The organism is Mumia sp. Pv4-285, assembly GCF_041320275.1.
Taxonomy (GTDB): Bacteria; Actinomycetota; Actinomycetes; order Propionibacteriales; family Nocardioidaceae; genus Mumia; species Mumia qirimensis.
Window position 1 is genome coordinate 4008648 of record NZ_CP162023.1, and the last position, 25026, is coordinate 4033673.

Here is a 25026-nt window from a genome sequence, read left to right on the forward strand (position 1 = left end):
CGCACGACGATGGCCTCCTCCATTGTGAAGGGTCGATGGGTACGAGGCGAACATGACTCCTGGTGGGCGGCGTCAGAGCATCGCGATCCCCTCGGCAGGCGCGACACGCGCCGCCCGGCGGGCCGGCAGGACCGATGCGAGCAGCCCCGTCGCGGTCGCGGCGACGAGCACCACGGCCACCTGAAGCCACGGCACCGTGAACGCGAGGTCGTCGATCAGGCCTTCCGTCAGCGACCGCACCCCGAGCCAGGCGAACGTCCCGCCGAGGGCGGTCCCGATCACCGCCGCCACCCCCGCCATGAGCAGCGCCTCGGCTGCCATCGTGCCGCGGAGCCCGCGCCGGGTGAGGCCGAGCGCCCGGAGCAGGGCGTTCTCGCGGGACCGCTCCAGCACGGAGAGGCTGAGCGTCCCCGCCATGCCGACCACCGCGATCAGGACCGCGACGGCCAGCAGACCGACTGTGACGGCCAGCATCACGTCCATCTGGAGCGTGATCCAGGACCGCTGCGCCAGGCTCCCTGCGACGGTGGCCCCGACCGGGTCGGCGATCGCGGCCACGTCCGCGAGGACCTGCTCGCCGGACGCCCCGTCCGCTCCGCGCGCCCACACCGCGCGCGGGGCGACGGTGGCGCCGAGCTCGGCCAGGACGCCCGGCCCCACCAGGGCGACCTCGCCGAGCGATCCACCCCACCGCGGTCGTACGTCGACCTCGCCGGAGGGAGTCCGCAGGCGCGACGACGCCCCGAACGAGAGGTCCGCCGCGTCGGCGAGCTCGCCGCCCACGACCAGCTGACCGCTGCGCGGCAGGGCCTGCCCGCCGTGCAGGACCGCGGCAGCCTCCGGACCGACCTCGAGGACCAGGACACGACGGCCGTCCAGGTCGACGTCGGCTCCCGGCAGCGTCGCGACCGCGTCGACCCCCTCGACGTCGGCGACGCGGTCCTCGACCTCGGGAGCGAGCGGTGCCTCGGTCGCGACGACCGCCGCGTCGAGGGCGTAGTCGCGGTCGAGCTCGCCGTCGACCGTCGTGCGCAGCGACGCCGTACCGACGACCACCATCGTGATGAGGGTGACGCCCACCAGGAGCGCGGTCGCCGTCGACGCCGTACGTCGCGGGTTTCGGACGACGTTCGCGGAGGCGAGCCGCCCCGCGACGCCGGTCGATGCGACGACCGGACCGGCGAGCCGGAGCAGGGCCGGCACCACGAGCGGTGCCAGGACCACGACGCCGAGGAACGCCGCCATGCCCCCGGCGAGCCCGACGACGAGGAGGTCACCCGTCCCGACCACGAGACCTGCCGCGCCCAGCGCGAGCAGTACGGTGCCGAGCACGACGCGGACACGGCCGGGTCGACCGGTCAGCCCCGTCGTCTCGTGGGGCCGGAGCGCTTCGAGCGGGGCGACGCGCGCGATGCGTCGCACCGGCAGCACGGTCGCGCCGACCGCGGCGAGGACGCCGATGACGAACGGCACGACGACCCCCGCCGGAGTCACCGACACCGCCCCGAGCGCCAGCCCGGACCCCGACGCCTTCAACGCGGCCACCGCACCGAGCCCGAGCATCCACCCGAGCAGGACGCCGGTCGCCGCCGCTCCTGCCCCGAGCACCACCGACTCGAACCGGAGCGCCCGCACGATCTGGCGGCGTGTGGCTCCCACGCAGCGCAGCAGCGCGAGCTCGCGGCGGCGTTGAGCCAGGACGATCGTGATGGTGTTGGCGATCACCAGGGTGCCGACGAACGCCGCGATGGCGGCGAACACGAGGACGAGGCGCTGCAGGACGTCCACGTCCTTGGTCGCCTCCAGGATCGTGGTGTCCACCCAGGAGTCACGGTCGACGACCGTGTGCGTCCCGCCAGATCCCAGGGCGGTGTCGAGGGATGCCGTGACCGTGTCCATGGAGGCGTCGGCGTCCGTGCGTACCGACACGTCGACCGGCAGCAGCGCGTCGCCGAGCCGGGACGCGACCGCCTCCGACACGTAGACCGACGCACCTAGCGCGCCACTGGGGCTCCCCGAGAATCCGGTCACGACGACCCGCTCGCCCTCCAGCTCCGCGACGTCGCCGATCGCGACGCCGTACCGCTCGGCGCTCGACCGCGCCATCATCGCCTCGTCCGGTCGCCGCGGCGCCGTGCCCTCGACGACCTCCTGCCACCGCAGGTCCGCGTCCGCTGCGAGCGTGCCGACGCTCATCATGCGGGCGCCGGACCCGGCCGCCACGTCGACGTACCCCGTCGCGTTCACGACGGCGGCGTCCACTCCGTCGACCTCCCGGACCGCTTGCCCGAACCGGTCGGCTTCTCCGCGGTCGTCCGACGACACGTCGACGACGAGGTCGGTACCGGCGTACTGCGCCACGACGTCGGCCCGCAGACCGTCACGCGCCGCGCCGCTCAGCGCGTTGACCGCGACCATGAACGCCACCGCCATCACGATCGCGGCGGCCGCCGTCACGTACCGGCGGGAATGGGCCCGCAGCGAGCCCCACAGGACGGTACGCATCAGCCACCCAGCCCGGCGATCGCAGCGACGACGTCCTCAGGGCTCGGCCGGTCGAGGGTCCCCGCCAGCCGCCCGTCGCGCAGGAGCACCACGCGGTCCGCGTACGCGGCAGCCGTCGGCTCGTGCGTGACCATCACGACCGTCTGACCGAGCTCGTCGACCGAGCGCCGCAGGAACCCGAGCACCTCCCCGCTCGAGCGGCTGTCGAGGTTGCCGGTCGGCTCGTCGGCGAACACCACGTCCGGCGACGAGAGGAGCGCGCGCGCGATCGCGACCCGCTGCTGCTGCCCTCCGGACAGCTCCGACGGGCGGTGGGAGAGCCGGTCGGCGAGACCCAGGACGTCGACGAGCGTGTCGAGACGGTCCCAGTCGGGGTCGCGGCCGGCGAGGTCGAGCGGCAGCACGATGTTCTGCCGCGCGGTGAGGGTCGGGAGCAGGTTGAAGGCCTGGAAGACGAAGCCGACGTGCTCGCGCCGGAATCGCGTGAGCGCGGTGTCGTCGAGGTCGGCGAGCGCGACCCCCGCGACCTCGACCGCTCCCGAGGTGGGGGTGTCGAGGCCCGCGAGGCAGTGCATGAGCGTCGACTTGCCGGAGCCCGACGGCCCCATGATCGCCGTGAGCCGCGCCCGTTCGACATCGAGGTCGACGCCGTTGAGCGCGCGGACCTCCGCGTGCCCGCGGCCGTACGTCTTGGTCAGGTCGCGGGTGCGGGCGGCGACCGTCGAGGTGGGTGTCGCGGCGGCTGCTCCGCCGAGCGAGGGTGCAGGGATCGTTGCCATGCCACCACGCTAGGAACGAGGAGGCACCGCGGGCGTCGACCTGCGGGCCGGTCTCGCGGCCGCGAGGTCATACCGTGGTCGGACGTCGCGGGACCGGTCAGCTCGCGGGCCGCACGAGCCCGGCGTCGTACGCGAGGACGACGAGCTGGACCCGGTCGCGGCTGCCGGTCTTCGAGAGCAGCCTCCCCACGTGGGTCTTCACGGTCGGCTCGGCCACCACGAGGCGCGCGGCGATCTCCGGGTTGGTCAGGCCCTGCGCCACGAGGAGCAGCACCTCCCGTTCCCGGTCCGTGAGCGCCGCCAGCCTCGGCTCGGCCGGCGGCGTGGCACCCGGGAGCTGGTCGGCGAACCGCTCGAGCAGCCGCCGGGTCGCACTCGGGGCCACCACCGCCTCGCCGCGGTGGACGTCACGGATCGCGGCGAGCAGCACCTCGGGCGGCGTGTCCTTGAGCAGGAACGCCGACGCACCTGCGCGCAGGCCGTTGTGGACGTACTCGTCGAGGTCGAACGTCGTCAGGACCACGATGCGCGCGGTGATGCCGCGTCGGGTGAGCGCCCGTGTCGCGGCGACGCCGTCGAGCCGGGGCATGCGTACGTCCATGAGCACGACGTCGGCGGTCGTCACCGAGAGCCGCTCCACCGCTTCGAGACCGTCGGCAGCCTCGCCGACCACCTCCATGTCCGGCTGCGAGTCCACGAGCATCCGGAACCCGGCGCGTACGAGCTGCTGGTCGTCGACGAGGAACACCCTGAGGGGGCGGGTCCTCACCACGTCGTCGTGCGGTGTGGTCACTTCGCCTCCGGGCCGTACGGGATGTGGGCCTCCACCCGGAACCCGCCACCGCTGAGCGGGCCCGCCTCAACGGTGCCGTCGTGGATCGCGATGCGCTCGCGGATGCCTCGGATGCCGTGCCCGCCCGGCGGCACGGTCGTCGCGACGGCGGGGACGGCGCTCGCTCCGGCGCTCGCTCCGGCCGGGCCGGCCGGAAGACCGCGGGACCCCCCGTCGTCCTCGACCCGGACGAGGACGTGGTCGCCTGCCACGGTCAGCTGGACCCGTGCCCGGACGTCCGGACCCGCGTGCTTCAGCGTGTTGGTGAGCGCCTCCTGCACGACGCGGTACACCGTGAGACCCGACGCCGTGTCGACGCGTCTCGGATCCCCGTGGGCCTCGATGCGGACGTCGAGCCCGCTCTCGCGGACCTGCTCGATCAGCGTCGGGACGTCCGCAGCGGTCGGCATCGGCGCCCGCGACGTCGCACCGTCGCCGGAGTCGTCCTCGTCGCGGAGCAGCCCGAGAAGTCTCCGCATCTCCGCCAGCGACTGGCGAGAGGTCCGCGAGATCGTCTCCAGCGTCTCGGTCGCCACCTCGGGGCGGGTGCGCGACGCGTACAGGGCACCGTCGGCCTGCACGACGATCACGGACAGGCTGTGCGCGACGACGTCGTGCATCTCGCGCGCGATGCGGGCACGCTCGGCGGCAGCCGCGATCTGTGCCTGCTGGGCGGCGTCGCGCTCGAGCTGACGGGCCCGCTCCTCGAGCCCTGCGACGTAGTCGCGCCGGGTGCGCAGGTAGGCCCCGAACGCCCACGGAGCGAGCACGACCAGGCTCATCATCACGACGGTGGCGATCTCGTTGACGTCGGGCGAGACGCGGTACCAGTCGATCGTCGAGAGCACGGCCCCCAGGAGGCCGACACCGAGACCCGCCCGACGGGCCCACACCGGGCCGTACGCCGCGATCGCGTACAGCGAGAACAGCAGCGCCACGTCGCCGTAGAGCGGCACATCGGTGAGGACCAGCTGCCCCGCCAGCAGGACGGCGACCGCGGCGAACGAGGCGACCGGCGCCGTACGCCGCCAGGCCAACGGGACGAAGATGACGATCTGGTACGCGGCGTCGCTGCGCATGGAGCCGTCGAACAGCGCGAACGGGACCAGCGGGAGTGCCAGCGCACAGGCGAGAACCACGTCCATCGCGAACGGGTGCGCGCGCGTCCACGCCGTCAGGGTCCTCACCCCGCCAGGGTATGCGCCGATCCGGTGCCGCCCATCAGACCACGGTCGGATCTGCGACCCGTGGTGGACGGGTCAGCCGATCAGCCGGGCGAGCACGTCGGGGTCGATGTTGGCTCCCGAGGCGATCGCCACGGCGGTCCCGTCCCCCACGTCGACCCGGTCGTGGAGGAGCGCTGCCGCAGCCACCGCTCCGCTCGCCTCCACGACGAGCCGCGAGCCGCGGACGACCGTCCCGACAGCGGTCAGGATGTCGTCGTCGGACACCGTGACCACGTCGTCGACGAAGGCGGTGATGTGGTCCCAGTTGAGCAGGCCGACCGAGTCCGTCCGGAGTCCGTCGGCCACCGTCCGCTGCGTGTCGGCGACCGGCCACACCCGCCGCTCACCGGCCGCCCAGCCCTCGGCGAGGTCGCCGGCGAGCTCCGGCTCGACCGCCACGACGCGCACGTCGGGTCGCAGGGCCTTCACCGCTGCCGCGATGCCGCTGACGAGGCCGCCGCCGCTGACCGGGACCACGACCACGTCGAGGTCGGGTACCTGCTCGACGACCTCCAGCCCGACCGTCCCCTGGCCGGCGATCACCCGGGCGTCGTCGTACGGCGGGATCAGCTCGGCGCCGGTGTCGGAGGCGATCTGCTCGGCCCGCTGGAGACGCTCCGCGGCCGGGACCCGGACGATCTCGGCGCCCCACCGCGCGGTCGCCGCGACCTTGATGTCCGGCGCGGAGTCGGGGATGACGATGATGGCCTGGACGCCGGCGGCCCTGGCCGCGTAGGCGACGGCCTGTGCATGGTTGCCGGACGAGTGGGTCACCACACCGGCACGCCGCTGCTCGTCGTCGAGGAGCGCGATCGCGTTGGTCGCGCCCCTGAGCTTGAACGCGCCCGTCGGCTGGAGCCCCTCGGCCTTCAGCAGGAACGGCACCGACCCGTCGGCGGCCACGAGCGGCACCACGGGGGTGCGCAGGCAGCTCGACGCGATGCGCTCGGCGGCGGCGCGGACGTCGTCGAGGGAGACGAGGGCACGGGAGTCGCTCATGCACCCACCCTAGGTCCGCTGACGGGCCCCGCCGCTTCGTGCGCGCAGGTAGGGTGAAGTCATGGGGAAGGCGATACCGATCATCATCGTCATCGCGCTCGCGGTGTACGCCCTCTTCGACGTCATCGCCACGCCGCGCGACCGCGTCCGCTACCTGCCGAAGCCGCTGTGGGTCTTGGTGGTCCTGATCCCGGCGCTCGGCGTCGCGGCCTGGCTCGTGTTCGGCAAGGTCCGCACCAAGCCGGCCGGTCCCCCGCGCCCGCAGCGCCCGTTCGCCCGGGGTCCCGACGACGACCCTGACTTCCTGCGCGGCCTCTGAGCCGGACGCGGCCTACTTCGCGTACGAGTGCAGGCCGGGGAAGAACAGGTTGACGCCGACGAAGTTGAACAGGAACGTGGCGAAAGCGACCAGGGACAGGATGGCCGCAGCCTTCCCCTTCCAGCCGGCGGTCGCGCGGGCGTGGAGGTATCCGGCGTAGGCGACCCAGGTGATGAACGCCCAGACCTCCTTCGGGTCCCAGCCCCACGGGCGACCCCACGCGTGCTCGGCCCAGATCGGGCCGGAGATCAGCGCCGCGAACGTCCAGACCGGGAACGAGAATGCCGTCACACGGTATGCGAGCTGGTCCATCGACGCCGCGCTCGGCAGCCGCCCCAGGTAGCCCTTCGCGCCGCCACGGGCGTCGGCGCGGGTCCGGACCAGGTAGAGAACCGAGGCGCCGGCCCCGACGAGGAAGCCGGCTCCGGCGACCATCGCGGAGATGACGTGGATGACCAGCCAGTACGAGTCGAGGGCCGGCACGAGCGGACCGGCCGGGACGTACACGGTCATCGACAGCCCGAGCACCACGACGGAGAACCCGAGCACGATCGGCGCGAGCCACTGGACCCTCAGCAGTGCGACCATCACGAGGTAGCCACCGAGCACGACGCAGATCCCGGTGATCGAGAACTCGTACATGTTGCCCCACGGGACCCGCTCGGCGGCGAGGCCGCGAGTCACCACGGCCGCGAGCAGGACGAGGAACCCGAGCACGGTCAGCGAGAACGCGATCCGACCGAAGAGGTCGGAGCGCTCCTCGGCGGCCTCACCCTCGGCTGCCGAGGGCGAGATCGCCGGGGTGGCGCCACTCGAGCCCCCACCCACCAGCGCGGGCTCCGCCGCGGCCACGGCACGCTCGACGCGGACCGCCTTCGACCCGAAGGCCCACTGCGCCACCGAGGCCAGCCAGGCCAGCGCCAGGACGGCCGTCGCCGCTGCGACGGCATCGTTGGAGAAGTTCGCCCAGTCCTCGAGTGTCATGCCTGGTCCTTAGTCGGCGCAGTCTTAGTCGGCGCGGTCTCAGTCGGTGTCTCCGACGCCGTGTCGTAGTCGGTTTCAGTATGCCCCGTGCGTTCCGCGAGCCGTGCAGCCAGGTCGTCGACGCTCTGCGCGACGTCGCTGCGTGGCACTCGGTCGAGCGCCGCGATCTCCACCACGGTCACCCCGTCCTCACGCCGCCGCGCGCGGACCCACGTACGACGTGGGCGGATCGTCAGCGACAGGACCAGCCCGATCACACCGATGGAGACGCCCCACAGAGGGATCATCACGCCCGGCTGCGCGCTGAACTGGAACCGCGCGAACTGCCGCAGCTCCACGAACTCGATCGACCCCTTGCCGTCGGGCAGCGACACCGTCTGACCGGGTGTCAGCATGATCCGCAGGGGCTTGCCGTCGTCGCCCGTCAGCTGCGTCAGCTCGTCCTTGTCCAGGACGTAGACCGACTGCGACTCACCGTTGTCGAGCCCCAGGTCGCCGTAGTAGGCGAAGAGCCCGAGCAGCGGGTTCGCGGCGCCAGGATGGGCCGAAACCGGGATCTCGTCGTCACCGAACGAGACCGCCGTCGGGAGGAAGAAGCCCTGGAACCCGAGCTGCTCCGGCCTCGCCTCGGGCACCTTGACGACACCGTTCGACGTGTACGTCGCGTCCGCCGGCAGGAACGGCACAGCATCCTCGAAAACCACACGTCCTCGCCCGTCGCGGACGCGGATCACCGGGGCGTACCCCGAGCCGACGAGGTACGCGGAGGCGCCGTCGACGCGCAGCGGGTGGTTGACCTTCACCTCGAAGGGTCGCGGGTCCTCGCCCGGCGCGTCGGTCACGGCGCCGGTCGCGACGAAGCTGCGGGGCGCGCCGCGTTGCGGGCCGTCGAGCTCGAACGTCGCGTCGAGGTCGTCGAGGGTCAGCGAGAACGGCGGCAGGTCGTCGGTGTCGAACAGCCCGCCCGACGTGAACTCGTCGAACTGGGTGAGCGTGTTGGAGAAGCCCTTGCCCTCGGCCACGATCGCGCTGCCGCGGTAGCCGAGCAGGCTCATCGAGGCGACGCCGACGAGCACCACCGTGAGGCTCACGTGGAACACGAGGTTGCCGAACTCGCGCAGGTAGCCCTTCTCGGCGCGGACCTCTCCGGCCACCACCGCGCCGGCGTCGTCGGTCTCGGTGACGGTGTCCTTGCGGGCCCAGCCGATCGTGCCGCCGGCGGCGGTGAGCACGGACCCGACGTCGTCGGTGGTCTCGTACGTCGCCGAGGCCGGCAGCCGGGAGAAGTTGCGCGGCGCCTTCGGCGGACGGGCCCGCAGCGCCCGCGCGTAGACGCCGACCCGCGGGATGATGCAGCCGATCAGCGAGATCATCAGGAGGATGTAGATCGCGCTGAACCACACCGACGTGTAGACGTGGAACGCGCCGAGCCTGTCGAGGACGGGCGCGAGGTCGGGGTGGCGCTCGAAGTACGCCTGGACCGCCCGCTGGTCGACCGAGCGCTGCGGCACGATCGAGCCCGGGACTGCGGCGAGCGCGAGCAGCAGCAGCAGGAACAGCGCCGTGCGCATGGACGTCAGCTGACGCCACGCCCAGCGCACGGTCTCCACCAGCGAGAGCGCCGGCGCCGCGCCGCCACGGCCCTTCTTGGTCGGGGCCCGTCGATCGTCGGCCATCACACCACCGTCTCGAACGTGCCGGCCCACGAGGTGAGCCGGATCATCAGCTCGCTCCACAGACCCGTCACCAGGAGCACGCCGACGACGACGAGCAGGCCGCCGCCGACCAGCGAGATCGCGCGCTGGTGCCGACGCACCCACATCGTGGCCCGGGCGAAACGGCTGAACGCCAGCGCCGCGAGCAGGAACGGGATGCCGAGGCCGAGGCAGTAGATGAAGGTGAGGAATGCGCCTCGCCCCGCCGTGCCCTCGCCGTACGCGAGGGTCAGGACGGCACCGAGCGCGGGGCCGATGCAGGGGGTCCACCCGATCGCGAAGAGCACGCCGAGCAGCGGCGCGACCGCGAGCCCGACCGACGGGACGGCGTGGATGCGCACGTCGCGCTGCATCCACGGCACGAAGCCCATGAACGCGAGACCGAGCAGGATCACGACGATGCCCATGACGATCGTGATCGGACGCTCGTACTCGCGCAGCTCCAGGCCGATCGACCCGAACAACACGCCGTACGAGACGAACACGGCACTGAAGCCGAGCACGAACAGCAGGGCCCCTGCCAGCAGGCGACCCCGCTGACGCGCCGTCTTCTGGTCGTCGGCGACCTCGGCCGCGGTCATCCCCGAGACGTACGACAGGTAGCCGGGCAGCAGCGGCACGACGCACGGAGAGAAGAAGGAGACGAGCCCCGCGAGGAGTGCGACCGCGGCGGCGACCAGCAAGGATCCCGAGAGGACGGTCTCCTGGACCCACTCATTCATCGCCGGCTCCACCGCCGCTCGCGTCCTCGATCAGACCCCGCAGGGTCGGCTCGGAGATCGACCCGAGCATGCGCGCGGCGACCGTGCCGTCGGGGGCGATGACCCACGTCGTCGGCACGGCCATCGACGGGAGGCTGTCGCGGAAGCCGAGCACGGCCTGCCCCGTACGATCGTAGATCGACGGGTAGGTGATGCCGAAGTTCTCGTCGTACGCGAGCGCCGCCGCGCGCGAGTCTCGGATGTTGATGCCGAGGAACTGCACGTCGTCGCCGGACTCGGCGTCGACCGCGGCGAACGCCGGGGCCTCGACGCGGCAGTCGGCGCACCACGACCCCCACACGTTGACCACGACGGTCTTGCCCGCGAAGTCCGAGAGCGCGACCTGGTCGCCGTCGAGCGTCTCTCCGGACAGCTCGGGCGCCGGCTCACGCTCGGACACCTCCGGGACCGTGATGCTCCCGTCCCCGGCCACGTAGCCCCCTGTCGTCTCGTCCGCCTGCGTCGACGACGAGCAGCCGGCGAGCAGCACCACCGCGGCAGCGGAGGCGAGCAGACGCACGCCGAGACGACGGGAGGCGCGGGGGATCATGCGCCGCCGACGAACTTCTTGCGGAGCTTCGCGGGGATCAGGTCGCCGGCCGGCTCGTTGTAGGCGACGGCGACCGGCACGTCGCCGTCGTACGTCACCGAGGTCACGCTCGCCAGCGAGCACTGGCGCCGGCGGGGGTCGTGGAGGTAGCGGCGCCGCTCGACGGTGAGCCGCGCGACCCACACCGGGAGCTGGTGCGACACGATCACGGCCTCGCGCCCCCGTGCGGCGTCGCGGGCGTCGGCCATCGCCGCGAACATGCGGGCTGCGATCTCCTTGTAGGGCTCGCCCCACGACGGCTTCGACGGGTTGCGCAGCCTCCACCAGACCCCTGGGTGCCGCAACGAGCCGTCGCCGACGCCGAACGTCTTGCCCTCGAACTGGTTGCCGGCCTCGATCACGCGGGGATCGGTCATCACGCTGAGCCCGAGCGTCTTGGCGATCGGCTCCATCGTCTCCTGGGCCCGCTCGAGCGGGGACGCGACGAGGTGCGCGACGTCCGCCTCGGCGAAGAACTCGGCTCCACGCTCGGCCATCTGGCGACCCAGGTCCGAGAGGTGGTAGTCGGGAAGCCGCCCGTAGAGCACGCCTGCGGGGTTGTGCACCTCGCCGTGCCGCATCAGGTGGACGATGGTGCGGTCGCTGTGGGTCATGTCCTCATTGTCTCCGGTCGCGCTGATCAGGGCCGCACGGCCTGCGCGGCAGCCCGCGCAGCCGGAGCGAGGGCCTGCTCGATCGTCTCGAGAGCGTCGCCGTCGAGGGCGTCGGAGACGAACCAGGCCTCGAACGCGCTCGGCGGGAGGTAGACACCGTGGTCGAGCATCGCGTGGAAGAACGCCTTGTAGGCGGCGGGACTCTGATCCTGGGCGTCGGAGAAGCTCACGACGGGCTCGGTGCGGCCGAGGAAGACGCTGAAGAGGTTGCCGGCACTCTGCACGACGTGGGGTACGCCGGCGGCGTCCAGCGCCTTCGCAGCGAGGCTCTGGATCGTGGCCGCCAACGAGTCGAGGTGGGCGTACACGTCGTCCGTCGCGAGCCGCAGCGTGGTGAGGCCGGCGGTCGTGGCGACGGGGTTGCCCGAGAGCGTCCCAGCCTGGTAGACCGGCCCCTCCGGCGCGAGCTGGCGCATGATCTCCTCGCGCCCGCCGAAGGCCGCGGCAGGGAACCCGCCGCCCATGACCTTGCCGAACGTCATGAGGTCTGGAGCCCAGCCCTCCTGCGCACCGTCGAGGCCCCAGTGGCCGCTGCGGCTGACGCGGAAGCCGGTCATCACCTCGTCGGAGACGAACAGCGCACCGTGCTCGCGGCAGGTCTGCGCCAGGAAGGCGTTGAAGCCCGGGAGCGGCGGGACCGCGCCCATGTTGCCCGGCGCCGCCTCGGTGATCACGCAGGCGATCTGCGACCCGTGCTCGGCGAACGCGGCAGCCACGGCCTCGCGGTCGTTGTACGGGAGAACGAGGGTCTGCGACGTCGAGGCGGACGGGATGCCGGGAGTGCCGGGGAGCCCGAACGTGACGACGCCGGAGCCCGCCTCGACCAGGAGGGCGTCCACGTGCCCGTGGTAGCACCCGGCGAACTTCACCACGAGGTCGCGGCCCGTCCAGCCGCGGGCGAGACGGATGGCGGACATCGTCGCCTCGGTGCCCGACGACACCATGCGGACCAGGTCGACGGGGGTACGAGAGACGATCTCCTCCGCGAGCGCGACCTCGGGCTCGCTCGGCGTACCGAAGGAGGTGCCGCGGGTCGCGGCCTCACGGACGGCCTCGATGACCTCGGGGTGGGCGTGGCCGAGCAGCATCGGGCCCCACGACGCCACGAGGTCGACGTACTGGTTGCCGTCGACGTCGGTCAGGGTCGACCCGGACCCCTCACGCATGAACCGCGGCGTGCCGCCGACGGCGCGGAAGGCACGTACGGGCGAGTTCACGCCACCGGGCGACACCGCACGAGCACGCTCGAACAGCTGCTGGGAGATCTCGGATCCTGACACCCGACCATTCTCCCCGACCGCCCAAGTCGGGGAGAATGGGGATGAACGTATGAAGTCGAGGCGAACGTCTGGCGCAAAGGCCCCCGAGAACCCCGGTCCGGCCTACGGTGGAGTTCCAATGTCTGAGAGTGGTGGCTAGAACGCGCCACCTCGCTTAGGGTTGACGGAGCACCCGCGGTGTCACAACCTGTCGCGGCAGACCTTTATGAGTTCGGGCTCACAGGAGTTGATCGACGAGATGGCGATTCACGGTCGCAAGGTGGGTTCCTCCACCAAGCGCACGAGCTGGTGGCAGACCGCCGCCGCCCTCGTCCCGTGCGCCATGATCGCCGGGGCCTGGGGTGCGGCCGTCGCGATGCCCGGTCAGGTGAGCCCCGTCGACAGCGCCGCCTACAGCGCGTACGCCGAGGAGTCGCCCGAGGTCCCCGTCACCGGACCGCAGCTGGAGGTCTCTCCCCTGCAGGACCCGGTCGAGCAGCAGTCCAAGAGCAACCTGCTGACCCCCGCCGCGCTCCCGAACGCGCCCTCCGACATCCCCACGCCCGCTCTCCTCGCCTACCAGCGCGCGGCCAGCGTCATGGCGGCCACCAAGCCCGAGTGCAAGCTGACGTGGCCGCTCCTCGCCGCGATCGGCCGGGTGGAGTCCAACCACGGCCAGTTCGGCGGCGCCACCGTCACGAGCACGGGTGCCACCACCCGCGCCATCATCGGCATCCCGCTCGACGGCACCAACAACACCGCCACCATCGCCGACACCGACAAGGGCGCGTGGGACGGCGACACGAAGTGGGACCGCGCGGTCGGTCCGATGCAGTTCATCCCGTCCACCTGGGCATCGGTCGGTGTCGACGCGGACGGTGACGGCAAGTCCGACCCCAACAACATCAACGACGCGGCGCTGGGCGCAGCCGTCTACCTCTGCGTCGGTGGGCACGACCTCAGCACGGACGTCGGCGCGCGGGCTGCCCTGCTCTCCTACAACCGATCCACCGCCTACGCCGACCAGGTGCTGACGATCGCCAGGTCGTACGCGACGTCGAACCCGCTCGCTGTGCTTCCGGGCTTCCCGTACCCGACGACCCCGGGCGCCCCGCTCGGCCCGATCGGGACGCAGCCGCCGCTCGGCTCGGTGCCCGGCGGCCCCGGAGCCGGCGGTTCGCAGCCGACCCCGCTGGCCGTCATCGGCATCGAGAAGCCCCCGACGCCCGCGCCGGTGGACGAGGGCGGCCTGGTGACGAAGCCGACACCGAAGCCCACCAAGCCGACTCCGACGAAGCCGACCAAGCCGACTCCGACGAAGCCCACGACGCCGACACCCACGCCGACGGATCCCACGACTACCCCGACTCCGACGCCGACGGATCCCACGACTACCCCGACTCCGACCGAGCCGAGCCCGACGCCGGACCCGACTCCGACGGAGCCCACCGGAGAGCCGACGCCTTCGGATCCGACGGACACGACCGAGCCCACGCCGCCGAGCCCGTCACCGACGGGTCCGACGATCTCCTGAGCTGATCAGCGCGCGAGGCGCGCGGCGTACTCGCTCGCCCAGTAGGTGAGGACGATGTCGGCGCCCGCGCGGCGGATCGACAGCAGGGTCTCCGCGATCGCCGCGTCCCTGTCGATCCAACCCTTGGCGGCGGCAGCCTCGACCATCGAGTACTCGCCGGAGATGTTGTACGCGGCGACCGGCACGTCGACGGCCGCGCGCACGGAGGCGACGACGTCGAGGAAGCCCATCGCGGGCTTGACCATCACGACGTCGGCGCCCTCGGCCACGTCCAGCGCGACCTCGCGCAGCGCCTCGCGGCCGTTGGCGGGGTCCTGCTGGTACGTGCGGCGGTCGCCCTGCAGCGACGACGAGACAGCCTCGCGGAAGGGGCCGTAGAACGCGGAGGCGTACTTCGCCGCGTAGGCGAGCACGCTCGTGTCCGTGAACCCGGCGCCGTCCAGAGCGCGCCGGATCACGCCGACCTGCCCGTCCATCATGCCGCTCGGGCCGACCATGTGGGCCCCGGCCTGGGCCTGGGCGAGCGCCATCGCGGCGTACACCTCGAGTGTCGCGTCGTTGTCGACGCGGCCCTGCTGGTCCAGGACGCCGCAGTGCCCATGGTCGGTGAACTCGTCGAGACAGAGGTCGGACATCACGACCAGCGCGTCACCCACCTCGGCACGGGCGTCGCGGATCGCGACGTTGAGGATGCCGTCCTCGGCGAGGGCCCCGGAGCCGGTGGCGTCCTTGCGCTCGGGGACACCGAACAGCATCACCCCGCCGAGCCCGAGCTCGGCAGCCTCCGCGACGGCCTTGCGGGCCGAGTCGCGGGTGTGCTGCACGACTCCGGGCATGCTGGCGATCGGGCGCGGCTCGGTCAGGCCCTCGGCGACGAACATCGGCAGCACCAGGCTGCGCACCTCGACCGACGTCTCGGACACCAGCCGACGCATCGCCGGCGTGGTGCGGAGCCGACGCGGCCTGACCTCTCCGAACCCCATCGTCAGCTCCTCCGGCGCGAGCCCTTGGTCCGCTGCGACGGCTTCGTCACCGGGTCGCCGGCGTCGATCATCGTCTGGCGGCGCTGGGCACCGAAGTCTGCCAGCGCGTCGGCGAGGGTGTCGGCCGACGGCGACGGGGCGACCACGTCGACGCGGAGGCCGTGCTCCTCGGCCGTCTGCGCCGTGGCGGGGCCGATGCAGGCGATCACGGTGGACGCGTGCGGCTTGCCGGCGATGCCGACGAGGTTGCGCACCGTCGAGCTCGACGTGAACACGACCGCGTCGAACTTGCCCGACTTGATCGCCTCACGCGTCGGCGCCGGCGGCGGCGCGGCGCGCACGGTGCGGTAGGCGGTGACGTCGTCGACCTCCCACCCGAGCTCGATCAGACCGGCCACGAGCTGCTCCGTGGCGATGTCGGCCCGCGGCAGGAACACGCGGTTGATCGGGTCGAGGAGCTCGTCGTACGGCGGCCACTCCTCGAGCAGCCCCCGCGAGGACTGCTCCCCGTCCGGGACGAGGTCGGGGCGGATGCCCCACGCGCTGATCGCCTCGGCGGTCTTCTCGCCGACCGCCGCGACCTTGAGCCCGGAGAACGCGCGGGCGTCCAGGCCGTACTCGTCGAACTTCTCGCGGACGGCCTTGACGGCGTTGACGCTGGTGAACGCGACCCACTCGTAGCGGCCCTCGACGAGACCACGGACGGCCTTGTCCATCTGCTGCGGGTTGCGCGGGGGCTCCACGGAGATCGTCGGGACCTCCTCCGAGACCGCGCCGTAGCCGCGGAGGCGGTTGGCGAGCGTCGCTGCCTGCTCCTTGGTGCGCGGGACGAGCACGCGCCACCCGAAGAGCGGCTTCGTCTCGAACCACGACAGCGTGTCGCGCAGGTCCACGACGTCACCGATGACCGTGACAGCGGGCGGGGCCATCTTGGCGGCCTTCGCGTCCGCCGCGATCGCGTCGAGCGTGGACACGAGGGTCGACTGCTCGGTCGTCGTGCCGACGCGGGTCATGGCGACCGGCGTCTTCGGGTCGCGGCCCGCCTCGATGAGGCCGTTCGCGACGTCCTTGATCGTGTTGACCGCGCTGAGCAGGACGAGCGTCTGGTCGCCGGCGTACGGCGCCCAGTCGACCTTCGTCTCGCCCATCCGGATCACGGCGACCTCGCGGTGGGTGCGCGTGGTCAGCGGGACACCGGCGTAGGTGGGGACCGCCGACGCCGAGGACACGCCGGGAACGATCTCGAACGAGATGTTGGCCTTGTCGCACGCCTGGGCCTCCTCGGGCCCCGACGCGAAGGTGAAGGGGTCGCCGACCAGCAGGCGGACGACGTTCTTGCCGCGCTTGGCGTGCTTGACGACGAGCCGGCCACGGGCGGCGGGGGTCAGGACGCCCCCGTCCTCACCGTGGCCGCCCTCGACGACCTCGACGCCCTCGCGTACGAGGTGCGCCTGGTCCGCGGACTCGATGATGACGACGTCAGCGGCGTCGAGGAGCTCCTTGGCGCGCACGGTGAGCAGGCTGGCGTCACCAGGGCCGGCGCCGACGAAGCTGACGTGCCCGATCGGCCGCGTGGCAGCGATCGGGGTCGCGCCGTCGGCAGCCGCGGCAGGCGCGGCCTGCTCCGGCTCGGTCACCTTGCGGTTGCGGGTGGCGGTGGTGGTGCTCACGGTTCTCATTCCTCGTCTGCCTCTGGCATGTTGGGCTCACGGGGGTCGGTGGTCATGGGGCTGTGGCTCGCATCAGCGAGTCCGCACCCTCGGCGATCATCTCGGCAGCGAGACGTTCGCCGATCCCGATCGGGTCCTGGACGGACCCGGTCGCGGACAGTCGGATGGACGGTGCGCCGGAGGGATCTCCGACAAAGGCCCGCAACCACAGCTGAAGGGATCCGTCGTCGTCGACGACCTCGGCCCACGCCCCCACGGGGGCCGAGCAACCCGCCTCGAGCGAGGCGAGAAGGCTGCGTTCTGCGGTGACGGCGGCGCGGGTGGCGTCGTCGTCGAGGCGGGCGAGCAGCCCGGCGACCTCGCGGTCGTCGGAACGGCACTCGCACGCCAAGGCGCCCTGCCCGGGGGCCGGGAGCACCTGGAGCGGGTCGAGGAGCTCGGTCGCCTCTTCGATCCTGCCAAGCCGACGCAAACCGGCTGCGGCGAGCACGACGGCGTCGAGCTCGCCATCACGGACCTTGGCGATCCGCGTGTCTACGTTGCCGCGCAGTCCGACGACCTCGATCCCGAGGCCGAGCGCGTTGAGCTGGGCGGCACGGCGCGGGGAGCCCGTGCCGACGCGAGAGCCGACCGGGAGCTCCCCGAGGGTCAGGCCGTCGCGAGCGATGACCGCGTCTCGCGGGTCGACGCGCGGGGGCATGGCTGCGAGGAGGATGCCGTCGGCAGGAGCGGTCGGCAGGTCCTTCAGCGAGTGCACCGCGACGTCGACCTCGCCGGCGAGGAGGGCGTCTCGGAGCGCCGACACGAAGACGCCCGTGCCCCCGATCTCGGCGAGCGGACGCGTGCTGCGGTCGCCCTCGGTCGACACGGTGACGAGCTCGGTCTCGACGCCCGTCAGCTCCGTCAGCAGGGCGGCGACCTGGGAGGACTGGGTGGTGGCGAGCGCGCTCGCCCGGGTCCCGACACGGAGCGTCATGCGGGGTCACCCCCGGACGTGGAGCGGGCGCGTTCGACCGCGCTCACGGCGTCGACCGTGGCGGGGTCGAGGGCGAACAGGTCGGCGAGCGCGTTCGCGTACGTCAGCGCGTCGGGCCGCCCTGCCATCTCCTTGATGCGGACGGTGGGCTGGTGGAGCAGCTTGTCGGCGACGCGGCGCACGGTCTGGCGCAGCTCGGCGACGACCTGCGGGTCGACGTCGCGCAAGCGCCCCTCGAGGCGCTCGAGCTCGGCGTCGACGACCGACGTGGCCATCGAGCGCAGCGCGACGACGGTCGGTGTCACCTTCGCGGCGTGCCGCGCCGAGAGGAATGACGAGACCTCGTCGGCGACGATCCCGCGTACGGCCTCGACGTCCGCGGCGCCGTGCTCGTCGGTGAGCATCGCCTGGAGCTCTGCGAGCCCGAGGACCATCACGCCCGGCAGGTCCGCGACCTCCTCCTCGATGTCGCGAGGAAGGGCCAGGTCCACGAGGACGTACGGCGTGGTCCGGCTCGCGATCGCCGAGCGCACCTGGTCGGTCCTGATGACGGTGCCGGTGGCGCCCGTGCAGGAGATCACCAGGTCGGCGTCGGCCAGCGCGGCGGACAGGTCCGCCCAGCGGACAGCGGTGCCGCCGACGGACTCGGCGAGCCGCTCGGCCGTCGTATCGGTGCGGTTGGCGACGGCCACGCTCGCGACACCGCGGCGCGCCGCCGTCGTGGCTGCCAGCGCCGCCATGGCACCGGCGCCGACGACGAGCACCCGCATGTCCTCCAGCCGGTGACCGGAACGCGCCACCGCCTCGAGGGAGGCCGCCACCAACGAGGGCCCGGCCTTGTCGATGTCGGTCTCGGCGTGGCCGCGCTTGGCGATGCGGAGGGCCTGCTGGAACAGCAGGTTGAGGGCTGGACCGACGGTGGCGTCGTCCTGGCCGCGTTGCAGCGCCGTACGGACCTGGCCGAGGATCTGGCTCTCGCCGACGACCATCGAGTCGAGACCGGAGGCGACCGAGAACAGGTGGGCGACCGCTGCGTCGTCGTAGTGGACGTAGATGTGACGGAGCAGGTCGGTGCGGGTGAGGCCGGAGTGCTCGACCAGGAGCTCCGAGATGTCCTCCACCGAGCCGTGGAAACGGTCCGCCTCCACATAGATCTCGACGCGGTTGCAGGTCGACACGACCAGCGACTCGCTGACGTGGTCGGCGTCGAGCGCGTGGTGCGCGACCTTGGCGACCGCGTCGCCGTCCAGCGCGACGCGCTCGAGGACGGAGACCGGGGCACTTCGGTGGGAGACACCGACGACGAGGACGCTCACGACTCGACCACCTCCTCGCTCTGGACGAGGGGCGGTCGCTTGCGCTGCTCGTGGTAGGCCAGGATCTGCAGCTCGATCGAGAGGTCGACCTTCCGGACGTCGACGCCCGCGGGGACGGTCAGGACGGCGGGCGCGAAGTTGAGGATGCTCGTGACACCGGAGGCCACGAGCCGGTCGGCGACCCCCTGGGCTGCGTCACCAGGGGTCGCGATGACGCCGATCGAGCAGCCTCGCTCGCGGACCACCTGGTCGAGGTCGTCGATGTGTGCGATGGCGAGGTCGCCGTGCATCTCGCCGACGCGGGAGGCGTCGCCGTCGACGAGAGCGACGATCCGGAACCCGCGCGAGCGGAAACCCCCGTAGTTGGAGAGGGCCTGGCCCAGGTTGCCGATGCCGATGATGACGACGGCCCAGTCCTGGTTGACGCCGATCTCGCGGGCGATCTGGTAGCGGAGGTACTCCACGTCGTAGCCCACACCACGGGTGCCATAGGATCCGAGGTACGAGAGATCCTTGCGGAGCTTCGCGGAGTTCACACCCGCTGCGGTGGCGAGCTGCTCGGAGGAGACCGTACGCAGGCCCGACTCGCCGAGCGCCGTCAGCGCCCGGAGGTACACCGGGAGTCGCGCCACCGTCGCCTCGGGGATCCCCGACGACACGGGGCGGCCGTTGGCCTGCGCTCGCAGCTGGTTCACATTGCTCCTGGCACCGCGGTGCGGATCCGGAAGTTACTGGGGGGTTAACGCCGGTCGACCCGGCGCATCCACTGTAAGAGCTTGTGAACGTGAGAACAAAATCGAGCAGTGCCCTCCGCGAGTGACTCGGGTCACCCCAGGGCGCGACGCAACCGCGTCGGGTCGACCCTCCAGAAGTCGTGCTGACGGCCGTCGACGAACGTGACGGGGATCTGCTCCCCGTACGTCCGCATCAGCTCCGCATCGCCGCTGATGTCCACCTCCCGCCACGCCTGGCCGAGCTCGTCGCACACCTGCGCGACCAGCGCGACCGCGTCCTCGCAGAGGTGACACCCAGGCTTGCTGTAGACGACGACGCGCGCCGCCTCGTCGGGTCCGGTGGTCATTGCAGTCCCAGCACTCCTCGCCGTGCCTCCGCCGCGCGGAGGCGGCTCTTGGAGATCTCGCCCGTCGTGGTGTGCGGGAGCGAGTCGGCCACGACGATCTCACGCGGCACCTTGAACCGGGCGAGCCGCCCGCGAGCGAACTCGCGGAGCCCCTCGGCGAACGCCTCCGGATCGTCGACGCCCCGGGAAGGGACGACGTACGCCCTCACGGCCTCGCCGGTCTCGCGGTCCTCGACGCCGACGACCGCGACCTCCGCGATCCCCGGCGCATCGGCGAGCACCTCCTCGACCTCGCGAGGAAACACGTTGAAGCCGGACACGATGACGAGCTCACGGAGCCGGTCGACCAGCGTGAGGTCGCCGTCGGCGTCCAAGATGCCGATGTCGCCCGTCGCGAACCAACCGTCCTCGTCCGGACCGCCCGCGCCGTCCGGCCAGAACCCGCTGAGCAGGTTGGGGCCGCGCAGCCAGATCTCTCCCGGGTCTCCGAGCTCGGAGTCGGCGCCGTCCTTGTCGACCAGCCGGAGCTCGAGTCCGGCCACGGGAGCGCCGACGGATCCTGGCTTGGTGGGCCGGCCGAGCGTCGTGGTCACCACGGGTGCGGCCTCCGTGAGGCCGTACCCCTGCTGCAGCTGGTGCCCTGCGGTGGTGCTGAACTCCTCGACGAGGTCCGGCTCGATGGGGGCCGCGCCGCTCAGGACGACACGGACGTCGGCCAGTGCGGCCTGGACACCGGGGCGGCCGCTCCAGGCCACGACGACCGGCGGCGCGACCGGGACGACCGTCACCCTCTCGCGAGCCACGACGTCGAGCGTGCTCTGTGGGTCGAAGCGGTCGACGAGGACCGAGGTCGCCCCCTGCCGGACCGCCTGGATCAGCACGGCGCTCAGCGCGAACACGTGGAAGAGCGGCAGCATGACGACCACGACGTCGTCGGGACGGATCGCGGGCGGGTCGATGGCAGCGACCTGGTCGAGGTTCGCGAGCAGGGCCCGGTGGCTGAGCACGACGATGCGCTGCTCGGTGGACGTGCCCGACGTCGACATCAGCAGCGCGGTGGCCTCGGGGTCCTGCGGCGCGGGCGGGAGGCCGCGAGGCCCAGGGCTCACCTGCAGGATGTCGGCGAACGACCGGACCGAGCCGGACGTCTCCGTACCGTCGGCCGCGCCCGCGACCACCGTGAGCAGGCCGGCGCGCGCGAACAACGGAGCCCAGTCGGGGTCGCAGACCACCACGCGTACGCCGGTCGTCGCGCACAGCGCAGCGACCTCGTCGTGCGGCGCACGGGGGTTGGCGGGAACCACGACGAGCCCGAGACGCAGCGCGGCGAAGCAGACGACCGGTAGCTCGATCCGGTTGGAGAGGACGAGCGCGACGCGCTGCCCGGCGACCAGACCCTGGGCCGACAACCACGCCGCCGCCCGCGAGACCTGCGCGTCGAACGCGGCCCACGTCAGGGTGCGGCGCGGGCCGTATCCCTCCACGAACGCCACGCCGTCCGGGGTCCGCTCTGCCTGCTGCCGGACAAGCTCCGCGACGTTCACCGTCATGGCGACGAGTCTGGCACAGCAGAGTCTCCGTGCAAGGTCGCGTGCCTCGGTAGGCTCACCCCCGTGGACCCACACGAGTACCACCGGCCGCGCAACCCCCGCGCACGCAACCTCCGCGCACGCTCGATGCTGGCGGGCGAGGCGTCCGCTGCGGCCGCCGAGGTCGAGAACGCGTTCGCGGTCCCGCCGGACACGACCGCCGCCGCGTTCTTCGACGTCGACAACACGGTCATGCAGGGCGCCTCGCTGTTCCATCTGGCTCGCGGACTCTACAAGCGGAAGTTCTTCACGACCGGCGAGCTCGCGAGCGCTGCCTGGAAGCAGGCCTACTTCCGGTTCGCCGGGGTCGAGGACCCGGAGCACGTCGAGTCCGCGCGGGCCGCCGCGCTCACGTTCATCGCCGGCCACCCGGTCAGCGAGCTCGAGCTGGTCGGCAACGAGATCTTCGACGAGACGATGGCCGGCCGGATCTGGCCGGGCACCCGCGCGCTCGCCCAGATGCACCTGGACGAGGGTCAGCAGGTCTGGCTCGTCACCGCGGCGCCCGTCGAGATCGCGCGGATCATCGCACGCCGGCTCGGCCTGACCGGTGCACTGGGGACGGTCGCGGAGTCGGTCGACGGCGTCTACACCGGACGGCTCGTCGGCGACATGCTTCACGGTCCGGCGAAGGCCGAGGCGGTCGTCGCGCTTGCGCGGCAGGAGGGGTTCGACCTCGCCCGCTGCTCGGCGTACTCCGACTCGTCCAACGACCTCCCGATGCTCTCGCTCGTCGGACACCCCTGCGCGGTCAACCCGGACTCCCGTCTGCGCGACCACGCACGGCGCAGCGGGTGGGAGATCCACGACTACCGGACCGGGCGCAAAGCGGCGAAGGCCGGGATGCTCGGTGCCGCCGTCGCCGGGGCGCTCACCGGCGCGGCTCTCGCCGTCGCACGAGCCCGCCGGGTCAGATGAAGGGGTGGCCGCGGTCGACGAGGAGCGCGTACAACGTCTGCTGGATCGTCTCCCGCACCTGGTCGGTCACGTTGAAGACGAGCATCGGGTCGTCCGCGGCCTCGGGCGGGTACGCGTCCGTCCGGACGGGCTCCCCGAACTCGATGATCCACTTGCTCGGCAGCGGGATCATCCCGAGCGGGCCGAGCCACGGGAAGAACGGGGTGATCGGCACGTACGGGATCCCGAGCAGGCGGGCCAGCGACGGGACGTTGCCGACGAGCGGATAGATCTCCTCGGCGCCGACGATCGACACCGGGACGATCGGCACGCCGGCACGCATCGCCGCCGAGACGAACCCGCCCCGGCCGAAGCGCTGCAGCTTGTAGCGCTCGCTGTACGGCTTGCCGATGCCCTTGAAGCCCTCCGGCCAGACACCGACGATGTGCCCGTCGCCGAGCAGCCGTTCGGCGTCCTCGTTGCAGGCCAGCGTGGCGCCCATCTTGCGGGCGAGCTCGCCGACGAAGGGCAGGTCGAACACGAGGTCGGCGCCGAGCAGCCGGAGCGTACGGTGCGCGTGGTCGTTGACGGTCAGCATCGTCATCAGGGCGTCGACCGGGACGGTGCCGGAGTGGTTCGCGACCACGAGCGCGCCACCGTCGGACGGGATGTGCTCGGCCCCGCGAACCTCGATCCGGAACCACTTCTCCGCGATCGGGCGCAGCGCGGCCATGCCGATCGCGTGCAGCTGGGGGTCGAGCCCGAACTCGTCGATCTCGTAGCCGCCGGTCAGGCGCCGCCGCAGCGTCGAGAGGAGCTGGGCGGCCTTGCCCTCCCAGTCCTCGCCGAGGACGGAGCGCGCGCCGTGGGTGAGGGCGGCGACCAGGTCCGCCAGCGGGATCCCGGGACCATCCTCGTCCGCCGGCTCGGGAGCGTCGTTCACGATCAGGGAGAACGCCGACCGCCGCGACGAGACGTCCTCGTCGGCGGTCACCGGTGGGGTGGGCTCGGTCGGGGGCTCCGGCGCAGCCTTCTTGGTGGTCCGCTTCACGGTCTTCGGGGGGTCCGGCGTCGGGTCGGCAGCCGCCTTCTTGGTGGTCCGCTTCACCGGTGTGCCTCCGGCGAGCGAGCGTGCGGCGGACGACGGCGTCGCGCTGCCGGTGCCGCGGCCCGGACGACCCCTCGTGCCGAGCGGGGCCTGGGGGTCCTGGGGGGCGTCAGGCATAGGTGCCTCCGAGGGCGGAGAGAAGGCCGGGGTCGATCGCCTCGGCAAAGGCGTCCAACGTCTGCGGCGTGGAGTAGAGCACCTCGTAGCCCAGCTCCTGCTCGAGCTTCGACCCGTCGCAGACGCGGCCGTACATGAACAGGCGGGTGAGCTCGGGCGTGAAGTCGGAGCTCATCAGGCGCACCATCCGGTGCGTGACGCCGTTGAACCCGACCGAGGGCAGGCGCAGCATCGGCCGTCCGAGCCGGCGCGCCGCCTGGCTGAGCGTGACGACCTGCGGGCCGACGACGTTGTAGGTGCCGTCGACGTTGCCGGTCGCGGCGAGCGCGAGCACGTTGAGGGCGTCGTACGGGTGGAGGAACTGCAGGCGCGGGTCGTAGCCGAGGATCGCCGGCAGCACCGGGAGCCGGAGGTACTCGCTGAACGGCGACAGCACGTCGCCCGCGAGGACGTTGCCGAGCCGGAACGTCGCGACGGCGACGTCGGGCCGTCGGCGGCCGAACCCGCGGACGTACGCCTCGACGTCGACCGCGTCCTTCGGGAAGCCGTGCGTCGTCCCCGCCCGGGCCGGCGTCTGCTCGGTGAACATCGCCGGGTTGCGGGCGGAGGTGCCGTAGACCGCGGTCGACGAGGCGACCACCAGCCGCTCCACCGTCCGGGAGTTCTGGCAGGCCGCGAGGAGCTGCATCGTCCCGATGACGTTGATCTCCTTGACGGCGCTGGTCGACCCCAGCTGACGCTGGGGCGCGGCGACGTTCGTGTGCACCACGGTGTCGACGTCCTCGACGGCGAGGACCTTGCCGACGACCGGCGTCCGGATGTCGGCACGCACGTACTTGATGCCGTGCATGTCGCCGGTCGGCGGCTGGACGTCGAGGCCGACCACCTTGTCCACGCCAGGCGTGACGGCAAGGCGGCGCGCGAGCCTCGACCCGAGGTCGCGCGCGACCCCGGTCACCAGGACGACGCGGCCCATCGCGGTGCGCCGAGGGCTACTTGCCGAGCTTGCGACGCTGGACGCGCGTGCGCTTCAGGAGCTTGCGGTGCTTCTTCTTCGACATCCGCTTGCGGCGCTTCTTGATGACAGAACCCACGGTTCACCTTCTTTTGTTT

24 protein-coding genes are annotated in these 25026 nt (G+C 72.1%); 3 read left to right on the forward strand and 21 right to left on the reverse strand.

The features are described 5' to 3' along the window. Positions 1-72 precede the first annotated feature (72 nt). The 5 genes from AB3M34_RS19295 to AB3M34_RS19315 form a co-directional block, all read right to left on the reverse strand. Positions 73-2505 (reverse strand): ABC transporter permease, encoded by a 2433-nt coding sequence (locus AB3M34_RS19295; protein WP_370616382.1) that lies wholly within the window; start codon positions 2503-2505, stop codon positions 73-75. Then, positions 2505-3284 carry an ABC transporter ATP-binding protein gene (locus tag AB3M34_RS19300; protein WP_370616384.1) on the reverse strand — a complete coding sequence of 260 codons (780 nt, stop codon included), beginning with the start codon at positions 3282-3284 and terminating at the stop codon, positions 2505-2507. Before AB3M34_RS19300 ends, AB3M34_RS19295 begins: the two co-directional genes overlap by 1 nt. Before the next feature lie 97 nt (positions 3285-3381). After that, positions 3382-4077: a response regulator gene (locus AB3M34_RS19305; RefSeq protein WP_370616385.1), complete on the reverse strand. Its 696-nt coding sequence runs from the start codon at positions 4075-4077 to the stop codon at positions 3382-3384. After that, positions 4074-5303, reverse strand: coding sequence for a sensor histidine kinase (locus AB3M34_RS19310; protein ID WP_370616387.1), 1230 nt, complete (start codon positions 5301-5303; stop codon positions 4074-4076). Before AB3M34_RS19310 ends, AB3M34_RS19305 begins: the two co-directional genes overlap by 4 nt. 72 nt (positions 5304-5375) lie before the next feature. After that, on the reverse strand, positions 5376-6341 hold the full coding sequence (locus tag AB3M34_RS19315) for a threonine ammonia-lyase (protein ID WP_370616388.1): 966 nt from the start codon (positions 6339-6341) through the stop codon (positions 5376-5378). 61 nt (positions 6342-6402) lie between these two features. Here AB3M34_RS19315 and AB3M34_RS19320 point away from each other — a divergent pair, with 61 nt between their 5' ends. Beyond that, a complete protein-coding gene (locus tag AB3M34_RS19320; protein WP_370616389.1) occupies positions 6403-6660 on the forward strand; it encodes a PLD nuclease N-terminal domain-containing protein in 258 nt (85 codons plus the stop codon). A 12-nt stretch (positions 6661-6672) separates the two neighbouring features. Here the strand turns inward: AB3M34_RS19320 and ccsB are convergent, their stop codons facing one another. Genes ccsB through hemL form a run of 6 tightly spaced genes read right to left on the reverse strand, consistent with a single transcriptional unit; the run spans position 6673 to position 12663 of the window. Beyond that, on the reverse strand, positions 6673-7644 hold the full coding sequence (gene ccsB / locus AB3M34_RS19325) for a c-type cytochrome biogenesis protein CcsB (RefSeq protein ID WP_370616390.1): 972 nt from the start codon (positions 7642-7644) through the stop codon (positions 6673-6675). Beyond that, positions 7641-9320, reverse strand: a complete 1680-nt coding sequence (gene resB / locus AB3M34_RS19330) for a cytochrome c biogenesis protein ResB (protein WP_370616391.1) — start codon at positions 9318-9320, stop codon at positions 7641-7643. The genes ccsB and resB overlap by 4 nt, the downstream gene beginning before the upstream one ends. Continuing rightward, positions 9320-10081, reverse strand: coding sequence for a cytochrome c biogenesis CcdA family protein (locus AB3M34_RS19335; protein ID WP_370616393.1), 762 nt, complete (start codon positions 10079-10081; stop codon positions 9320-9322). Before AB3M34_RS19335 ends, resB begins: the two co-directional genes overlap by 1 nt. Continuing rightward, positions 10074-10670, reverse strand: coding sequence for a TlpA family protein disulfide reductase (locus tag AB3M34_RS19340; RefSeq protein WP_370616395.1), 597 nt, complete (start codon positions 10668-10670; stop codon positions 10074-10076). The genes AB3M34_RS19335 and AB3M34_RS19340 overlap by 8 nt, the downstream gene beginning before the upstream one ends. Continuing rightward, positions 10667-11323 (reverse strand): histidine phosphatase family protein, encoded by a 657-nt coding sequence (locus tag AB3M34_RS19345; protein WP_370616396.1) that lies wholly within the window; start codon positions 11321-11323, stop codon positions 10667-10669. The genes AB3M34_RS19340 and AB3M34_RS19345 overlap by 4 nt, the downstream gene beginning before the upstream one ends. Positions 11324-11349: 26 nt before the next feature. Then, positions 11350-12663, reverse strand: a complete 1314-nt coding sequence (gene hemL / locus AB3M34_RS19350) for a glutamate-1-semialdehyde 2,1-aminomutase (protein ID WP_370616398.1) — start codon at positions 12661-12663, stop codon at positions 11350-11352. Positions 12664-12922: 259 nt separating this feature from the next. Here hemL and AB3M34_RS19355 point away from each other — a divergent pair, with 259 nt between their 5' ends. Then, a complete protein-coding gene (locus tag AB3M34_RS19355) occupies positions 12923-14176 on the forward strand; it encodes a lytic transglycosylase domain-containing protein (RefSeq protein WP_370616399.1) in 1254 nt (417 codons plus the stop codon). A gap of 5 nt (positions 14177-14181) precedes the next feature. On the opposite strand, the gene hemB is transcribed toward AB3M34_RS19355, so the two are convergent. The 7 genes from hemB to AB3M34_RS19390 all read right to left on the reverse strand — a co-directional run bounded on the left by hemB (position 14182) and on the right by AB3M34_RS19390 (position 21752). Continuing rightward, complete coding sequence (hemB, locus tag AB3M34_RS19360) at positions 14182-15159, reverse strand: porphobilinogen synthase (protein ID WP_370616400.1); 978 nt, start codon at positions 15157-15159, stop codon at positions 14182-14184. Between the two features lie 2 nt (positions 15160-15161). Next, on the reverse strand, positions 15162-16838 hold the full coding sequence (locus AB3M34_RS19365; protein WP_370616402.1) for a uroporphyrinogen-III synthase: 1677 nt from the start codon (positions 16836-16838) through the stop codon (positions 15162-15164). Positions 16839-16881: 43 nt separating this feature from the next. After that, positions 16882-17805, reverse strand: a complete 924-nt coding sequence (gene hemC / locus AB3M34_RS19370) for a hydroxymethylbilane synthase (RefSeq protein WP_370616404.1) — start codon at positions 17803-17805, stop codon at positions 16882-16884. Further along, complete coding sequence (locus AB3M34_RS19375; protein ID WP_370616405.1) at positions 17802-19121, reverse strand: glutamyl-tRNA reductase; 1320 nt, start codon at positions 19119-19121, stop codon at positions 17802-17804. Before AB3M34_RS19375 ends, hemC begins: the two co-directional genes overlap by 4 nt. Next, positions 19118-19816 carry a redox-sensing transcriptional repressor Rex gene (locus AB3M34_RS19380; protein WP_370616406.1) on the reverse strand — a complete coding sequence of 233 codons (699 nt, stop codon included), beginning with the start codon at positions 19814-19816 and terminating at the stop codon, positions 19118-19120. Before AB3M34_RS19380 ends, AB3M34_RS19375 begins: the two co-directional genes overlap by 4 nt. 131 nt (positions 19817-19947) lie before the next feature. Next, on the reverse strand, positions 19948-20202 hold the full coding sequence (locus tag AB3M34_RS19385) for a glutaredoxin family protein (protein WP_370616407.1): 255 nt from the start codon (positions 20200-20202) through the stop codon (positions 19948-19950). After that, entirely contained in the window at positions 20199-21752 is a 1554-nt protein-coding gene (locus AB3M34_RS19390; RefSeq protein ID WP_370616409.1) for an AMP-binding protein, read from the reverse strand. The genes AB3M34_RS19385 and AB3M34_RS19390 overlap by 4 nt, the downstream gene beginning before the upstream one ends. A 63-nt stretch (positions 21753-21815) precedes the next feature. Between AB3M34_RS19390 and AB3M34_RS19395 the strand changes: the two genes are divergently transcribed. Next, positions 21816-22709 (forward strand): HAD family hydrolase, encoded by an 894-nt coding sequence (locus AB3M34_RS19395; RefSeq protein WP_407070170.1) that lies wholly within the window; start codon positions 21816-21818, stop codon positions 22707-22709. On the opposite strand, the gene AB3M34_RS19400 is transcribed toward AB3M34_RS19395, so the two are convergent. The 3 genes from AB3M34_RS19400 to AB3M34_RS19410 are packed head-to-tail and all read right to left on the reverse strand — an operon-like array spanning position 22702 to position 25007. Further along, complete coding sequence (locus AB3M34_RS19400) at positions 22702-23913, reverse strand: lysophospholipid acyltransferase family protein (RefSeq protein WP_370616410.1); 1212 nt, start codon at positions 23911-23913, stop codon at positions 22702-22704. The two genes, AB3M34_RS19395 and AB3M34_RS19400, sit on opposite strands and share 8 nt — an antisense overlap. Next, positions 23906-24889, reverse strand: coding sequence for an NAD-dependent epimerase/dehydratase family protein (locus tag AB3M34_RS19405; RefSeq protein ID WP_370616412.1), 984 nt, complete (start codon positions 24887-24889; stop codon positions 23906-23908). The genes AB3M34_RS19400 and AB3M34_RS19405 overlap by 8 nt, the downstream gene beginning before the upstream one ends. A 16-nt stretch (positions 24890-24905) precedes the next feature. Next, entirely contained in the window at positions 24906-25007 is a 102-nt protein-coding gene (locus AB3M34_RS19410) for a 30S ribosomal protein bS22 (protein WP_100414870.1), read from the reverse strand. Positions 25008-25026 lie beyond the last annotated feature (19 nt).

Bases quoted from the DNA above. Each gene is read 5' to 3' on its own strand.
- hemB (WP_370616400.1), bottom strand. From the start codon at position 15,159: ATGGGGTTCGGAGAGGTCAGGCCGCGTCGGCTCCGCACCACGCCGGCG.
- AB3M34_RS19390 (WP_370616409.1), bottom strand. From the start codon at position 21,752: ATGACGGTGAACGTCGCGGAGCTTGTCCGGCAGCAGGCAGAGCGGACC.
- AB3M34_RS19340 (WP_370616395.1), bottom strand. From the start codon at position 10,670: ATGATCCCCCGCGCCTCCCGTCGTCTCGGCGTGCGTCTGCTCGCCTCC.
- AB3M34_RS19335 (WP_370616393.1), bottom strand. From the start codon at position 10,081: ATGAATGAGTGGGTCCAGGAGACCGTCCTCTCGGGATCCTTGCTGGTC.
- AB3M34_RS19385 (WP_370616407.1), bottom strand. From the start codon at position 20,202: ATGACCACCGGACCCGACGAGGCGGCGCGCGTCGTCGTCTACAGCAAG.
- ccsB (WP_370616390.1), bottom strand. From the start codon at position 7,644: ATGACACTCGAGGACTGGGCGAACTTCTCCAACGATGCCGTCGCAGCG.
- AB3M34_RS19365 (WP_370616402.1), bottom strand. From the start codon at position 16,838: ATGAGAACCGTGAGCACCACCACCGCCACCCGCAACCGCAAGGTGACC.
- AB3M34_RS19320 (WP_370616389.1), top strand. From the start codon at position 6,403: ATGGGGAAGGCGATACCGATCATCATCGTCATCGCGCTCGCGGTGTAC.
- AB3M34_RS19345 (WP_370616396.1), bottom strand. From the start codon at position 11,323: ATGACCCACAGCGACCGCACCATCGTCCACCTGATGCGGCACGGCGAG.
- resB (WP_370616391.1), bottom strand. From the start codon at position 9,320: ATGGCCGACGATCGACGGGCCCCGACCAAGAAGGGCCGTGGCGGCGCG.
- AB3M34_RS19405 (WP_370616412.1), bottom strand. From the start codon at position 24,889: ATGGGCCGCGTCGTCCTGGTGACCGGGGTCGCGCGCGACCTCGGGTCG.
- AB3M34_RS19400 (WP_370616410.1), bottom strand. From the start codon at position 23,913: ATGCCTGACGCCCCCCAGGACCCCCAGGCCCCGCTCGGCACGAGGGGT.
- AB3M34_RS19295 (WP_370616382.1), bottom strand. From the start codon at position 2,505: ATGCGTACCGTCCTGTGGGGCTCGCTGCGGGCCCATTCCCGCCGGTAC.
- hemC (WP_370616404.1), bottom strand. From the start codon at position 17,805: ATGACGCTCCGTGTCGGGACCCGGGCGAGCGCGCTCGCCACCACCCAG.
- AB3M34_RS19315 (WP_370616388.1), bottom strand. From the start codon at position 6,341: ATGAGCGACTCCCGTGCCCTCGTCTCCCTCGACGACGTCCGCGCCGCC.
- AB3M34_RS19300 (WP_370616384.1), bottom strand. From the start codon at position 3,284: ATGGCAACGATCCCTGCACCCTCGCTCGGCGGAGCAGCCGCCGCGACA.